The organism is Streptacidiphilus albus JL83, assembly GCF_000744705.1.
GTDB classification, from domain to species: Bacteria; Actinomycetota; Actinomycetes; order Streptomycetales; family Streptomycetaceae; genus Streptacidiphilus; species Streptacidiphilus albus.
The window spans coordinates 9,811,939-9,825,433 of record NZ_JQML01000001.1; the positions used below are offsets into that span (position 1 = coordinate 9,811,939).

The following is a 13,495-nucleotide window of genomic DNA, read 5'->3' on the forward strand; positions in this document are numbered from 1 at the left end:
TGGAGCCCAAAACCGCTGCCGATCATGGACTAGCGGTCATCCCAATGACACTCGGACGGGCCAAGAGTGGCTCATGATCAACATGTCGGGGTGGCTCTCGCCGACCCGGTCGAAAACAGGGTGGGGGTGTTTTTGTTAGTGGTGGGGTGGGGGTTGGAGTTGGACGGTGGCGGTGATGACGGGTTGGTTGTTCTGGGTGGCTGTGATGGTGCAGTGGGTGTGTGTGGTGTTGGGGGTGGGGTGTGGGTGGGTGTGGATGGTGCAGGGGGTGTCGAGTTCGGCGTAGTGGTGGAAGGTGCAGTGGAGGGCTGTGAGGGTGGTGCGGGGGTGGGTGGTTGTGGTGTGGGCGGCTTGGCGGGCGGCTTCGAGCAGGAGCATGCCGGGGGCGTGGTCGAGGGGGTGGTCGAAGAGTCCGGGGTGGGTGGGGTCGGTGCGCAGGAGGTGGGTGGTGGGGGTGGGGGTGGGTGACAGGACGACGTCGCGGGTGTGGGTGCGTGCGACGTGGGCGGGTGGTAGCGGGGGGCCGGGGGTGTGGGGGTGTGGTGCGGGTCGGCGTGGTGTCCGCGCAGTCGGTTGTAGACGGTGGGGGAGTGGTTGGTGAATGTGGTGGTGGCTGTGGCGAGGTGGCGTCCTTGTGCGGTGATCTGGACCTGCATCCTGGCGGCGGCCGGTCGCCGGGCGCGCATGACCACCTCGGTGCAGGTGATGTGCAGGTCGAGGGTGGTGGGTCCGGTGCCGGCGGCCAGTGCGGCCAGTGCGGTCGGGTCGAGCCGCAGGCCGAGGTCGCGCCAGGCCTGGCGGTCGCCGGGCGGTGCGCCGTAGGCGGCGTGGGTGAGGAGCGGGATCGACTGGCGGACGGCTTCGGCGAGCAGCAGCGGGTCGTGGAGTCCGTGCCGGGGCCGGTAGAAGCCGTGGGTGGGGGGCAGTTCCGCCGTGACGTGGTGGGTGTCGGGGCCGGTGGTGCGCCATCGGGTCAGCAGGACGTCGGCGGTGCGGGTCTTGTGGACCAGTTCGGCGATGGTGGCGGCCGGCTGTGTCGAGGCCGGTGCGCTGTGTTCCAGGAGTGCTGTGGACATCAATCCCCCTCGTCCGGGCAACAGGCGGCGCTGGCCGCCCAGGCACCACAACATAACGAGTGTTCGGTTTTATGTCACAGCAATCCCGTAACGGTTCGATAACGCAGCGGGAAGTTAATTCTGTTCTTACACCGCCAGCCGCCAGCCACCGGTCGCCGGTCGGGCGGCCGCCAGCCGCCGGTCACCAGCCACCGGTCGCCGGTCGGGCGGCCGCCAGCCGCCGGTCACCAGCCACCGGTCGCCGGTCGGGCGGCCACGAGCCGCCGGTCACCAGCCACCGGTCGCCGGTCGGGCGGCCACGAGCCGCCGGTCACCAGCCACCGGTCGCCGGTCGGGCGGTCGGGGGCGGAGCTGCGGGTGCGGGATCCCGGGGCGCCGTACGGCCCGGCCGTCCGGGGTGCCGTCGTCCGGGGAGCCCTGGGGGGCCCTGGGGCGTGTCCGGTGTGCCGGGCGAGTCCTGGGGCGTGGTCAGGGAAATCTGGGGCGTGCCCGGCGTGTCCGGCGTGTCCTGGGGTGTGCCCGGGGCTCTGGGGTGTGTCCGGCGTGTCCGGCGAGTCCTGGGTACCCGGGGAACTTTCGGGGCGTGTCCGGGGGCTCTGGGGCGTGTTCGGCGGGTTCCGGGGTGTGCCTGGGGGGCTTTCGGGGTGTGTCCGGCGTGCCGGGCGAGTCCTGGGCCGTGTCCGGTGAACTTCGGGGGCGTGTCCGGGGCTGTGGGGTGTGTGTGGGGGGTTCCGGGGTGTGTGTGGAGAAACAGACCAAGGGCTGGCATCCCGCCCAAAGGGCCGGATAAGATAGCGAGCGTTCTTAACTTTTTGGAGGGGTTGTCGTGGTGGGAGAGCCGAAGCAGGAGCGGGCGATCCAGACCCGTGCCCTGTTGTTGCGGGCCGCGGCGGAGGTCTTTGACGAGTACGGCTACGACGGTGCGAGTGTCAGCAAGATCCTGGCGAGGGCGGGTGTGACGCCGGGGGCGATGTACTTCCATTTCAAGAACAAGGAGGCTCTCGCGGAGGCTGTCATCAACGCCCAGCCGGAGACGATCGTCCCGCACCTGGAGTCCGAGGGCCTGCAGCGTCTGGTGGACATCACCATGGTGTGGTCCAAGCAGTTGCAGGTGGACCCGGTGCTGCGTGCCGGTGTCCGCCTGGTCGTCGAGCGCTCGACGTTCGGGGAGCACGATGCCAGTTCCTACCTGGACTGGGCCCAGATCATGACCGGGGTCCTGGACGAGGCCGTCCGCAAGGGGGAGTTGCAGGCCGGGGTGCGGCCCGAGGAGGTCGCCCAGTTCGTCGTCGGGGCCTGCACCGGGATCCAGTTGTTCGCCGAGGCCGCCACCCGCCGGAGCGACCTGCCCGAACGCGCCGTGCGGATGTGGCGCCTGCTGCTGCCGGGTATCGCCGTCCCCGCGGTCCTGGCCCGGACCCGGGTGGACCCCGACCTGTTCACCGTGCTGGGCGGCGCGCGGTAACGGCCCGCTTCACACGCGCCCGGACCGCCGTCCGCACCCCCCGTCCGCCCCCGGCCCGGCCCCCGGCTCCGGCCTGGCTCCGGACCTGTCCCCGGCCCGGCCCCGGCCCCGGCCCGGCCCCCGGCCCCGGACCTGTCCCGTCTCCGGCCCCGTCCCGTCTCCGGTCCTGTTCCTGGCCTGTCCCGGCTCGGGTCTGTCCCGGTCTGTCCCCGGCCCGGCCCCGGCCCCGGCCCGGCCCCCGGCCCCGGCCCGGCCCCGGCCCCGGCCCGGCTCCGGACCTGTCCCCGGCTCCGGCCCGGCCCCGGCCCCGGCCCGGCTCCGGACCTGTCCCCGGCTCCGGCCCGGCCCGGCTCCGGACCTGTCCCGTCTCCGGCCCCGTCCCGTCTCCGGTCCTGTTCCTGGCCTGTCCCGGCTCGGGTCTGTCCCGGTCTGGCCCCGGCCCGGCCTGGTTCCGGTCCTGTTCCGGGCCTGTCCCGGCTCGGTCCGGTCCCTGGTCTGGTTCTGGTGCGGACCGGCCTCTGGGTCGGTCGCGGGCTCGGGTGGGTCGGGGGGCGGTCCGGGTCGTGTTTGGGGGTCGGGTGCCGGGTGTCCTTGGCCAGTGAAGTTAGTCGATGCTGACGTCCTGACCTGGGGTGACTGGGTTCGTTGGCAGAGGACCGAACGCGGGTCGTATGTGCTGCCAATACCTGGTGACGGCGGCGAGCCTGTCCACGAACTCCGTGCGGTCCGCGGACACCGCCATGGTGCCCGGCAGCGTGAAGAACTTCGCGTCGACGGTGCGCACTGCGATGAACACACGCGATGCCTTGCCGCGCCGCCCGTTGGTGCGCGGCTCGACCGCGACGATGTCGCTCCAGGGAACGACTCTGAGGCGTCCCAGGCCAACCGTCCTCACTGCGGCAGGGGTCAGCGTGGTCCATCCATAGCTCACGAACAGGGCGAACAGCAGAAAGAAGAGGAACGAACCGATCGCCAAGAACACGGCCAGCCGCCTGGAGACGGCGTCCGGTGCGCCCTCGACGTAGCCGCGGATGAACTCGGCCGCACCCATGCCGACGCCGATGAGGATGTACCTGATGATGTCCGTGCCGAATCGCTTGAGGGTGCCGCGATCCATGCCGATCCTGACGTTCTGCATGGTCGGGATGGTACGAGGTGGGAACCAGGAACCGAGAGCCGGCCCCTGGCACCCGAAGCGACTGGATTCATTGTCAACGCCTCGGTTGGATGACAACGGACACCGGGGCCGTGCGGGGTGCCGTCAGGGGGGTGGGGAGGGGGTGATGGCGCTTCTTGGAATCGACCACCCCCTACTCGGGGCGATCCCGCACCTGCTCTGTGGAGCTCCCCACTCAGGTGGGGCTTGGCCTGCGGCCGGATGCCTCACCGAGAGGTCCGGCCGCTGGCCCGGGTGAAGCACTGTCGTAGGGACCCGGTGCTTGTGACGTCATGGATGGAGCCGACGGGTCTCGTGCCGACACCCAGGACATCGGAGCGTTGCGGGACGCTTTCGCCGTGGAGTGGCGGGAGCCGCCACCGGGTTGGGACGCGTTGCGGGTCTGGGAGGGCCGGCACGGCGTCGTCCTGCCCGAGCCCTGCCGGACGTTCATCGCAGAGACCGCCAACGGCTCCTGCCTCGGGCCGCCCGAGGACGGCGGCCTCCTGCCGCCGGGCCGGCTCCCGCCCGGCTGGCCCGACCAGGACCAGCCCCGTGAACCCGCGGCCGGGTTCCCCCTGGACCACAGCTGGATGTGGGAGGACGGCAATCGCGGCTACCGGGCCCTGGCCCCCATCGTCCATGCGGTCTGCAACCACGGCTCTGCCGTCCTGGGTGCCGAGGACGGCCCCATGTACTGGCTGCTGGCCGTCACCGGCCCCAGCCGCGGCAAGGTCTGGCTGGTGGCCGACGTCGGCGCGCACCTCTGCCCCCAGGACCCTGGCATCGGCTTCACGGACTGGGTCCGCCGCTGGCAGGCCGGCGACGGATGGCAGGACTGACCCGACCCGTCAAAAGCCGGCCGAGCATCGCTCCGAGGGTCCTTGACCCGCCGTCCGCCCACCCCGCAGGGCAACCGGCCGGTGACGGACACGCTCACCGCTGCTCCCCGCCTCGTTGACGAGCGGACTAAGTGGATCAGGGAGCAGCCCTGGCCGATTTCCGGGATCCTCATCAGGGGTGGGGCCCTCTGACGGTGGGGGTCCGGGCCCGGTTACACTCCGCGCTGCAGCTACAACCGGGGGCCCGGCCCCCGGCCGACACCGGGCGAAGCACCAGGATGCGGGAGCGATGAACACGCGGATGCTCGAAGGCAAGGTCGCCGTCATCACCGGGGCGTCCAGCGGGATCGGTGCGGCGGCGGCGCGCCTGTTCGCCGCCGAGGGTGCCGCCGTGGTCCTGATGGCCCGTAGGGCCGACCGTGTCCGCGACCTCGCGCGGGAGATCACCGAGGCCGGGGGCAGTGCCTGTGCGGCCCCCGGCGACGTCGCCTCCCCGCGCGACGCCGCGCGTGCGGTCACCGTGGCCCTGGACGCCTACGGCCGCCTGGACTGCGCGTTCAACAACGCCGGCTACGCCACCGCGGGGGTGCCGTTGCACGAGATCGGCGACGAGGTGTTCGAGCGCACGATGGCGGTGAACGTCGCGGGGGTGTGGAACTGCCTGCGGGCCCAGGTGCCCGCCATGCTCAAGCACGGCGGCGGGTCGATCGTCAACACCTCGAGCGTCGCGGGCCTGCAGGCCACCGGTGCCTCGGCCGCCTACATCGCCGCCAAGCACGCCGTTATCGGGCTGACCCGGGCGGCCGCGTCCGACTACGCCCGGCAGGGCATACGCGTCAACGCCCTGGTGGTCGGCAGCACCCTGACCGAGATGATGCACGACATCCTGGCCGCCGTGCCGGAACTGGAGGAGGAGTTCCTCTCCAACAGCCTGCAGCAGCGCATGGCCGCGCCCAGCGAGGTCGCCCAGGCCGCCGCCTGGCTGTGCAGCGACCGCTCCTCCTTCGTCACGGGCACCGCCATGCCCGTCGACGGCGGCGCCACGGCCATGTGAGGACCGCGTCGCGGCCGGTCGGCACGCCCGCGGTCGACCGCCCGCGCGGGAGCGGCGGGTCCCGCGCCCGCCCGGGCGGCGGGGCGCCGCCCCCCCGGTCCCCGGCCCGGAACGGTCCGCACGGGGCCGCCGGTGGTCCCGCCCCTGCCGGGTTCGGACGCCCAGGCCCCGGCACCGACACCCGCTCGCCCCGCTCGCCTCGGCCGTTGCCCGGCGCCCCCGGCGGCCGCCGGCGGTCCTGGCCCTGCCGGGAACGGTCCGCACGGGGCCGCCGGTGGTCCCGCCCCCGCCGGGTTCGGAGGGCCCGGCCCCGACACCCGGCACTTGCTCGCCCCGGCCGTTGCCCGGCGCGCCCTGTCGGCCGCCGGTGGTCCTGGCCCTGCCGGGTTCGGACGGCCGGGCCCCGACAAGCCGGCATCTGCTCGCCCCGGCCGCTGCCCGGCGCGCCCCCGCCGGCTGCTGTCCGGCGTCCCCCGCCCCGCGTCGGCCGCCGGCGCGGTCCCGGCCCGGTCCCGGCCCGGGGGCGGCCGGGGGCCGGACAGCAGGCGTGATCGAGGACTCCGGGTCGATGCCGCCCTGGCTGCTCGCGGGCTGCTGGGGCCGCTGGTGCTCCGGACCGTGACGGGGACGGACGGGGACGTGGTCGCGGCACCCCGTCGGCCGTGCGGCGGGCCGCCTGCGGACGGTACCGGCCGGCTCCGCCCCCCGGTTCCGGCGGTCCGTCTGCCGGGGGCGGTTCGCCGATCCGGGCCGGCGGCGCCCGCGCCGGGCGGCGGGCCCGGTGGCGGGCCTGTTCCGGGTCCGGGGCCCGGTGGCGGGCGGTCCTCGGCGCGGGCAGCGGGCGCGGCCGCCCGGGCCTTCCTCTGACCCCTCCCCCTCCGGCGCCGGCGCGGGCGCGGGCGCGGGCGGGCGGTGCGGGCGGCGCGGGCGCGGCCGCCCGCCGCGCCGGGTCGGCCGCCCGGGCGGTGCCCGGGCGTGGTGCCCGTGCATCACACCCTCATAAAAAAGCGAACAACCGCTTTGTTTTCTGTGGTTCCGGGCGCTACAGTCGTGCTGCGCGCCGGCGGGGCCCGGGGCGGCCGGGCGAGGGAGGGGAGGGCGGACCATGGGTCGGACACGTGGCGCGGGCCGGTCGGTCCGGGCGGAGAGGACCCGCGCGGAACTGGTGCGCGCCGCCGCCCGCCAGTTCGACCGCGACGGCTTCGAGGGGGCGTCCCTGCTGCGCATCAGCGGCGAGGCGCAGACCTCCCTGGGTGCGCTGACCTTCCACTTCGCCTCGAAGGCCGGGCTGGCCGACGAGGTCCAGGCGCAGGCGCGCGCCGTGGTGCGGGCCCTGGTGGCCGGGGTCTGCGCCCGGGGCGCCGGGCCGCTGGAGTCCGCGCGCCTGCTGACGGTCGGCCTGGCCGGGCTGCTGGAGCGCGACGAGCGGGTGCGCGGCGCGGCGAGGCTGCTGCGCGAGCGCGCCGGCCAGGGCCCGGCCTGGGCCGCGGAATGGCTGGCGGCGCTGCGCGTGCAGCTGGAACTGGCGGCGCTGGCGGGCCGGCTCGCCGCGAGGGCGGGTCCCGGTGAGGTCGCCGCCCTGGTCCAGTGCCTGATGGTGGGCGTCGAGGCGGCCGTGCGCGGGCGGGAGGGCGGCGTGTGCCCGCTGCCGTGGGCGCGGCTGTGGGACCTGCTGGAGCGGGGCATCGCCGCGCCGTAGCCCGCGGGCCGCGGCGGGTGTCCCGAAAGAATCACGGGTGCACCGGACCATCCCCAAGAAACAAAGCGAACATTCGCTATTATAAGTTGGCCGGCTGGGGGGACGGGTCCACAGCCACGACGAGGAAGGCGTGACTGCACATGACGATGACCTATCCCGGTGCCGCTGCGGACACGGACGTGCGCATGTTCGTCGCCCGCGAGGTCCACGACCGGATCGGCAGCGGGCTGGCCCTGGCCCTGCGCCGGCTCGACTTGCTCGAACACGCCCCCGACGGCCGGGCCGACGCCCGCCAGCGGCGCCTGAACGACCTGCGCGCGGCGCTGGCCGACGCCCTCGGCGTCACCCGCGAACTGGTCTCGGGCCTGCGCGGGACCCCCGACGCCGCCGAGCCCGCCCACGGCCTCCCCCTGGAGGCGTCCCTGCGCGCCTACCTGCGCGACACCGTCCCCACCGGGACCGAGGTACGGCTCCGGGTCCACGGAGCGGACCAGTGGATGCCCCGGGACGTGGCCGGCGAGGTCTTCGTCATCGTCCGCGAAGCCCTGCGCAACGCCCTGGCCCACGCCCGTGCCCGCACGGTCACCGCGATCGTCACCATCGCCCCGCACGAGGTCTGCGCCAGCGTGCGCGACGACGGCGCCGGCTTCGACCCCCGCGCCGTGTGCCGGCCGGGCCGCGCCAACGGACTGCTCGCCATGGAGGAGCGCGCCGCCGCCCTCGACGGCACCGCCACCATCGCCTCCGCGCCCCGCCGGGGCACCGAGGTCGCCCTGTGGATCCCGATCAACGAAAGGAGCAGCGGCCGTGAATGACCGCCAGATCCGCATCCTGGTCGCCGACGACCACACCCTGCTGCGCGAAGCCCTGTGCGACCTGCTGGACACCGCGGCGGACTTCGAGGTCGTCGCCCAGGCCGGCGACGCCGAGACCGCGGTGCGCCTGGCCGCCGAGCACCGACCCGACGTGGCGCTCCTGGACGTCCAGATGCCCCACAACAACGACCCGGTCGCCACCGTGCGCCGCATGCTCCAGCACTGCCCCGCCCTGCGGATCGTCATCGTCAGCATGGACGACCACCCGGTCCTGGTGCGCCAGCTGGTCGCCGGCGGCGTGTGCGGCTACGTCCACAAGAGCGCCGGCTGGCACACCCTGGCCGCCGCCGTGCGCCAGCTCAGCGGCCCGGGGCAGCCGGTGGTCACCCTCTCCCTGCCCACCCCCCGCACCCCCGGCGCCCGGGCCGGGGCCGACCAGCAGCTGTCCGCCCGCGAGGTCGAGGTCCTCGCGCTGGTGGCCGCCGCCCTGAGCAACCGCCAGGTCGGGGCCCGCCTGGGCATCACCGAAGGCACCGTCAAACGCCACCTGCGGAACCTGTTCGACAAGCTGGGCGCCGTCTCGCGGATCGACGCCGTCAACAAGGCCGTCGCCATGGGCCTGGTCCGGCCCCACCGGACCCCCCGGGCAGTCGCCTGAGCGGCCCCGGACACCCCGCGCCGGGCCGGGCCGCTCACCGCGCGGCGGCCGGGCCGGGCCGCTCACCGAGCCCCGGGCCGCGCCCCGCGCCGGGCCGGGTCGCTCACCGAGCCCCGGGTCGCTCACCGAGCCCCGGGCCGCTCGCCGCGCCCCGCGCCGGGCCGGGCCGCTCGCCGCGCGGCGGCCGCGCTGCTCACTGTGCCCCGGCCCCGGCTGCTCACTGTGCGCCGGCCGGGCCGCTCACCGCGCCCGCCCCGGGCCGGGCCGCTCACCGCGCGCCGGGCCGGGCTGTTCCGACCCGTGGCCTGCCGGCCGTCCGGTCGCCCGCTGCCCGGGCGGCTCGCCGCGCCGGGCCGCGCGGGGCCGCGCCCCGAGCCGCCCCGTGCCGGTCCCGCTGTGCATCGGCGCCCCCTTCTCCGTCGGCACCGCTGTGCAGGGGCGCTCCTTCCCCCTGCCGGTCCCGCTCCAGGCGCGGGGCGCCCCGTCCGGCGGGCAGCGGGGCAGCGGGGGCTTCAGACGCTCAGGTAGCCGCCGTCCACGGGGATCGCGGCCCCGGTGACGTACGAGCCGGCGTCGCCGGCCAGGAACAGCAGCGCCCCGTCCAGCTCGTACAGCTCACCGGCCCGGCGCATCGGCGTGCGGCGCTCCACCCACGACCGGCCCTTGTCGCTGTCGAGCATGTCGGCGGTCATCTCCGACCGGAACCAGCCCGGGCACAGGCTGTTGACCCGCACCCCGCGGTGGGCCCACTGCGCGGCCAGGTCCCGTGTCAGGTTCACCACCCCGCCCTTGCTGGCCGCGTACGCAGCCTGCGGCAGGCTCCCGCTGCCCACCATCCCGTAGACCGAGGCCACGTTGACGATCGACCCGCGACCGCGTTCCAGCATGCCCGCGCCGACCACGCTGCTCAGGGCGAAGACCGCGGACAGGTTCACCGACACGATCGCATCGAAGCTCTCCGGGCTCTGCCGTTCCGCGGGCACCACCTCCGACAGCCCCGCGTTGTTGACCAGGATGTCGATCGGGCCGATCTCGCGGGCCACCGTGCGCACCAGGTGCTCGCGCTGGTCGGCGCGGGTCACGTCGCACGCCACCGCCAGGCTCCCCGGCAGGTCCCCGGCCAGTTCGCGCAGCGGCGCCTCGCGCCGTGCGGCCAGCACCACCCTGGCCCCGGCGGCGCTGAGCACCCGGGCGAAGTGCGCCCCGATCCCGCTGGAGGCGCCGGTGACGACCGCGGTGCGCCCGTCCAGACGGAACGCGGCGGTGGGGTCGGGCACCGCGGCGGTGGCCGCGCCCGCGGCCGGCCCGGCGACGGTCGGGTTCTTGATCGCTGTGGTCATCTCACATCACTTCCACGATGGCGGCGGACCGGGTCAGGCCCGCCGGCGCTGAGCTGGACGAGGAACTCGCCGGGGCCGACCGGGTCGGCGGACGGCAGGGCGGCGGGCCGGCCGGGCGGCGGTGTCGGCCGCCCCGGCGGGGTTGGCGGTGTCGGCCGCCCCGGCGGGGTCGGCGCCGGCCCCGGCCGGCCGGTGGTCCCGCCCGGGCCGGCCATCGGTGCGGCGCGGGCCTGTCGGAACGCGGGTGTGCGGGCGCCGTTCATGACGTGGCGGGCCGGGCGCGGCAGGCCCGCCGCGTGCAGCCGCCGCCCGCCGCAGTCCGCCCCGGTCCCGGTCCCGGTACGGGCCCCGGCCCCGGCGCGGGCGCGGGCGCGGGTGTGGCCGGTTGCCTCGGTGACCGCCCGCCGTCTCGGTGACCGGCCGGCGGCGGTGGCCGCGGGTGCGGGGGGTACCGCGGCGTCAGACCGCATCGCCCGCCTCCCCGGTGGCGGGGCGCGGCACCCGGGTGCTGCCCAGCACCACGTGCAGGGTGGCCACGGTCGTCCCGTCCTGCTCGAAGTCGACCTTCGCGCCGACGGCGCCCGGCCCGTGGCCCCCGGTCGGGCCGACGCGCACGGTGATGTCCGAGTCGAGTTCGGCGAACCGCAGGTAGGAGGCGTCCACCCGCTGCAGGAACAGTTTCGGGGCGGCCAGGCCCAGGTGTTCCGCGGCGGCGAACAGCACGGCCTGCCGGGCCGCTTCCATCATGACCGGCCCCGGGACGTGGTCCTGCGGGTGGTCGAACATGCTCGGGTGCGTCACCGGCACCCGCAGGCGCGCCACGGCGCCGTCGTCCTGCACGCGCATGTCCTGCACCACCACGTTGGCGCTGCGCTCGCGGCCCACCAGGTGCGGGGCCGGGGGTGCGCCGTCGCCGTGCGGGGCGACGGAGTCGGAGTAGGGCGGCAGGGTGGTGCGGTGGCCCAGCCGCAGTTTCCGGTAGACCGCGTCGGGACGCTGCGCGGTGTCGACGGTGACGGTCCCGACCTGGCTCCCGCCCGCCATGACCCGCACCTGGTGCACGACGCGCGAGATCTTGCCCTGGTACTCCTTGGCCAGCAGGACCGAGCCGAGCAGGACCAGATCCAGCGGTCCGGTGACCTGCAGCGGCCCCGGGTCGGTGATCTCCATGCGGGCGGTGGCGGTGATGGACTTGGTGGCGCGGTCCGCGTCGTGCTGCAGGTGCATCGCGCACAGCAGCATCTGGCGGACGCCCTCGAAGACCGCGAGCGGGTCGTGCATGGCCGGGGTGCCGGTGTGGTCGCCGTAGTAGGCGTGGCCGGCGGGCAGTTGGGCGGCGGCGTGGAACGTCTCCTCGTCCACGGAGCGGAAGTCGGTCAGGAAGACCTCGGCCAGGGCGGCCCGGTGGACCAGGTGCCGGGAGACGGTGCGCTGGGTCGCCAGGTCCGGTGCGGCGGCGTCGAGGGGCCGGGCGTCGGTGTCCGGGGGCAGGGTGGTGAGGGTCATCGGAAACTCCAGGGGTGGGGTGGGGTGGGGTGGGGTGGGGTGGGGTCGGGGGTGGGGGCGCGGTGCGTTCAGGCGCTCAGCGCGCGGACCGCGGGTTGCAGCGCCAGGTCGAGCAGGCGCCCGACCTCGAACGCGGCCTGGTCGGCGTCGCGGAAGTGCACGGCCTGCCAGCCGGCGGCGCGCGCGCCGGCGATGTTCTTGTCCATGTCGTCGACCAGCACGCACGCCCGCGGCTCGACCCCGGCCCGCCGCGCGGCCAGCCGGAAGATCTCCGGCTCCGGCTTGCGGGCGCCGACCCGGTGGGAGCAGACGACGTCGTCGAAGTGGGAGTCGTCGGCCAGCAGCGCGCGGTGGCGCTCCCAGGACGGCGGCAGGTTCGACAGCAGGCCCACGAACGCGCCGCGCTCACGGAAGGACGCCAGGTGCGCGGCCCAGGCCCGGTTGCCCGGGCGCCCGGCGAACCAGCGGTCACCGAAGTCCGACAGGTCGCACACCAGGCCGAAGGTCCGCTCCAGTTCCTCCTCCAGCTCCTTGGACCAGGCGTCCTCGTCGAGCAGCGGAATGTCGATCACGCCCATGGAGTCGGTGCCGTGGGCCTCGCCGACCAGCCGCATCGCCTCCTTCAGCGCGTGCAGCGGCACGCCGTAGCGGGCGCTGAACTCGGCGAAGGTGACGTCGACGGGCTGGGTCAGCACGCCGCCGAAATCGGTCCACACGGCGAGGGCCGGCGTGGAGGGTGTGCGCAGGGGGACGGACATCAGGGGACTCCTTTGGAACAGGGAGGGAGGGAGGGAGGGAGGGAGGGAGGGGGAGGGGGAGGGGGAGGGGGAGGGGGAGGGGGAGGCGGCCGTGCGGCGCGTGCGGGGTGCGGGGTGCGGGGTGCGCCGGGTGTGCTAGATGCGGTAGAGCAGGCCGCCGAAGTACCAGCCGGATCCGACGGCGGTGGACAGCACCAGGTCGCCGCGCTTGAGGACCCCGCTGCGCAGGTACTCCGACAGGGCGATCGGGATCGAGGCGCAGCCGGTGTTGCCGCGGGTGGCGAAGTTGGTCAGGAACTTCTCCCGGGGGAGGTCCAGGCCGTCGCGCACGCCGGCGTGGATGGCGTTGTTGCCCGGGTGGGGGACCAGCCAGTCCAGGTCCGAGGTCTTCAGGTCGTTGCGGGCCAGGACGTTGTCGGCGACCTTGAGGCTGGAGCCGACCGCGAGGTCGATCAGTTCCGGGCGCGGCCGCAGCCAGCCCTGCGGCGGGCGGGCGGCGACGGTGTCGGCCTGCGTCGAGTCGCAGTCCAGGACCGAGTCCAGCAGGGCGCTGGCATCGCCGGGGTCGCCCTTCTCCAGCACCACCGCGCCGGCGGCGTCGCCGAAGACCAGTTGGCCGCGGGTGCCCGGACGGGCCCGGTGGGAGAACCGGTCGGCGGCCACCACCACCGCCCGGCGCCAGCCCGGGTGCGCGCTCAGCAGCGCCGCGGCGGTCTGCACGCCGTGGACGAAGCCGGTGCACGCGCCGCAGATGTCGAACGCCAGGGCCCCGTCGGCGCCCAGGGCCGTCGCGACCCCCGGTGCGATCTCCGGGATCCACTGCCGGTCGGTCCAGTTGGCCAGGACCACCAGGTCGGTGCCGGCGGCCGAGCGGCCGGCGTCCTCGAGCGCGGCCCGCGCCGCCTGGACCGCCATGAACTCCAGGGTCTCGTCCTCGGCGGCGACGTGCAGTGTGCGGACCCCGAGCTCCTCGGCGGCCCCGGGGGGGTAGGTGCGCCCGCCGACGGTCACCTCGCCGTCGTGGCTGCGCTGCCGGCGGGGGAAGTAGTGGCCGAATCCGGAAAAGCGCAGTCCGGAACCGGTCCAGGTGGCGCCTTCGCTACGGGCGTGCATGGTTGTGCTCCTT

13 protein-coding genes and 1 pseudogene are annotated in these 13,495 nt (G+C 75.1%); 6 read left to right on the forward strand and 8 right to left on the reverse strand.

Annotated features, from left to right (window positions below; genetic code table 11):
• Window positions 1–135: 135 nt before the first annotated feature.
• Both BS75_RS52415 and BS75_RS52420 read right to left on the reverse strand, forming a co-directional pair.
• Entirely contained in the window at window positions 136–702 is a 567-nt protein-coding gene (locus BS75_RS52415) for an AfsA-related hotdog domain-containing protein (RefSeq protein WP_408022610.1), read from the reverse strand.
• Window positions 609–1,130, reverse strand: a pseudogene (locus BS75_RS52420) (AfsA-related hotdog domain-containing protein); the annotation flags it as partial. The gene BS75_RS52415 and the pseudogene BS75_RS52420, both read right to left, overlap by 94 nt.
• A gap of 772 nt (window positions 1,131–1,902) precedes the next feature.
• On the opposite strand from BS75_RS52420, the gene BS75_RS42630 reads away from it, so the two are divergent.
• The gene (locus BS75_RS42630; protein ID WP_408022507.1) at window positions 1,903–2,541 is read left to right on the forward strand and encodes a ScbR family autoregulator-binding transcription factor; all 639 of its coding nucleotides are present in this window, start codon (window positions 1,903–1,905) and stop codon (window positions 2,539–2,541) included.
• 604 nt (window positions 2,542–3,145) lie between these two features.
• On the opposite strand, the gene BS75_RS42635 is transcribed toward BS75_RS42630, so the two are convergent.
• Entirely contained in the window at window positions 3,146–3,679 is a 534-nt protein-coding gene (locus tag BS75_RS42635) for a hypothetical protein (RefSeq protein WP_152646410.1), read from the reverse strand.
• Window positions 3,680–3,990: 311 nt separating this feature from the next.
• Here BS75_RS42635 and BS75_RS42640 point away from each other — a divergent pair, with 311 nt between their 5' ends.
• From BS75_RS42640 to BS75_RS42660, 5 genes are all read left to right on the forward strand, one after another.
• Window positions 3,991–4,539, forward strand: a complete 549-nt coding sequence (locus BS75_RS42640) for an SMI1/KNR4 family protein (RefSeq protein WP_152646411.1) — start codon at window positions 3,991–3,993, stop codon at window positions 4,537–4,539.
• Window positions 4,540–4,828: 289 nt separating this feature from the next.
• A complete protein-coding gene (locus tag BS75_RS42645; RefSeq protein ID WP_231608074.1) occupies window positions 4,829–5,593 on the forward strand; it encodes an SDR family NAD(P)-dependent oxidoreductase in 765 nt (254 codons plus the stop codon).
• Window positions 5,594–6,698: 1,105 nt separating this feature from the next.
• Entirely contained in the window at window positions 6,699–7,292 is a 594-nt protein-coding gene (locus BS75_RS42650) for a TetR/AcrR family transcriptional regulator (RefSeq protein ID WP_034092062.1), read from the forward strand.
• Window positions 7,293–7,432: 140 nt separating this feature from the next.
• The gene (locus BS75_RS43770) at window positions 7,433–8,107 is read left to right on the forward strand and encodes a sensor histidine kinase (protein ID WP_052070489.1); all 675 of its coding nucleotides are present in this window, start codon (window positions 7,433–7,435) and stop codon (window positions 8,105–8,107) included.
• A complete protein-coding gene (locus BS75_RS42660; RefSeq protein ID WP_034092063.1) occupies window positions 8,100–8,765 on the forward strand; it encodes a response regulator in 666 nt (221 codons plus the stop codon). Before BS75_RS43770 ends, BS75_RS42660 begins: the two co-directional genes overlap by 8 nt.
• 512 nt (window positions 8,766–9,277) lie before the next feature.
• On the opposite strand, the gene BS75_RS42665 is transcribed toward BS75_RS42660, so the two are convergent.
• The 5 genes from BS75_RS42665 to BS75_RS42680 all read right to left on the reverse strand — a co-directional run bounded on the left by BS75_RS42665 (window position 9,278) and on the right by BS75_RS42680 (window position 13,482).
• Window positions 9,278–10,105, reverse strand: coding sequence for an SDR family NAD(P)-dependent oxidoreductase (locus BS75_RS42665; RefSeq protein ID WP_052070491.1), 828 nt, complete (start codon window positions 10,103–10,105; stop codon window positions 9,278–9,280).
• Complete coding sequence (locus tag BS75_RS48990; RefSeq protein ID WP_156164352.1) at window positions 10,102–10,575, reverse strand: hypothetical protein; 474 nt, start codon at window positions 10,573–10,575, stop codon at window positions 10,102–10,104. The genes BS75_RS42665 and BS75_RS48990 overlap by 4 nt, the downstream gene beginning before the upstream one ends.
• On the reverse strand, window positions 10,565–11,611 hold the full coding sequence (locus tag BS75_RS42670; RefSeq protein ID WP_052070492.1) for an AfsA-related hotdog domain-containing protein: 1,047 nt from the start codon (window positions 11,609–11,611) through the stop codon (window positions 10,565–10,567). The genes BS75_RS48990 and BS75_RS42670 overlap by 11 nt, the downstream gene beginning before the upstream one ends.
• A 68-nt stretch (window positions 11,612–11,679) precedes the next feature.
• Window positions 11,680–12,369, reverse strand: a complete 690-nt coding sequence (locus BS75_RS42675) for an HAD-IA family hydrolase (protein WP_063771609.1) — start codon at window positions 12,367–12,369, stop codon at window positions 11,680–11,682.
• A 135-nt stretch (window positions 12,370–12,504) separates the two neighbouring features.
• Complete coding sequence (locus BS75_RS42680; protein WP_034092064.1) at window positions 12,505–13,482, reverse strand: ketoacyl-ACP synthase III; 978 nt, start codon at window positions 13,480–13,482, stop codon at window positions 12,505–12,507.
• Between the last annotated feature and the right edge of the window lie 13 nt (window positions 13,483–13,495).

Excerpts from the sequence above, each read along its gene's own strand:
- BS75_RS42680 (WP_034092064.1), bottom strand. The coding sequence starts at position 13,482 with ATGCACGCCCGTAGCGAAGGCGCCACCTGGACCGGTTCCGGACTGCGC.
- BS75_RS42665 (WP_052070491.1), bottom strand. The coding sequence starts at position 10,105 with ATGACCACAGCGATCAAGAACCCGACCGTCGCCGGGCCGGCCGCGGGC.
- BS75_RS42675 (WP_063771609.1), bottom strand. The coding sequence starts at position 12,369 with ATGTCCGTCCCCCTGCGCACACCCTCCACGCCGGCCCTCGCCGTGTGG.
- BS75_RS42640 (WP_152646411.1), top strand. The coding sequence starts at position 3,991 with ATGGATGGAGCCGACGGGTCTCGTGCCGACACCCAGGACATCGGAGCG.
- BS75_RS48990 (WP_156164352.1), bottom strand. The coding sequence starts at position 10,575 with ATGCGGTCTGACGCCGCGGTACCCCCCGCACCCGCGGCCACCGCCGCC.
- BS75_RS42645 (WP_231608074.1), top strand. The coding sequence starts at position 4,829 with ATGAACACGCGGATGCTCGAAGGCAAGGTCGCCGTCATCACCGGGGCG.
- BS75_RS42650 (WP_034092062.1), top strand. The coding sequence starts at position 6,699 with ATGGGTCGGACACGTGGCGCGGGCCGGTCGGTCCGGGCGGAGAGGACC.
- BS75_RS43770 (WP_052070489.1), top strand. The coding sequence starts at position 7,433 with ATGACGATGACCTATCCCGGTGCCGCTGCGGACACGGACGTGCGCATG.
- BS75_RS42635 (WP_152646410.1), bottom strand. The coding sequence starts at position 3,679 with ATGCAGAACGTCAGGATCGGCATGGATCGCGGCACCCTCAAGCGATTC.
- BS75_RS42670 (WP_052070492.1), bottom strand. The coding sequence starts at position 11,611 with ATGACCCTCACCACCCTGCCCCCGGACACCGACGCCCGGCCCCTCGAC.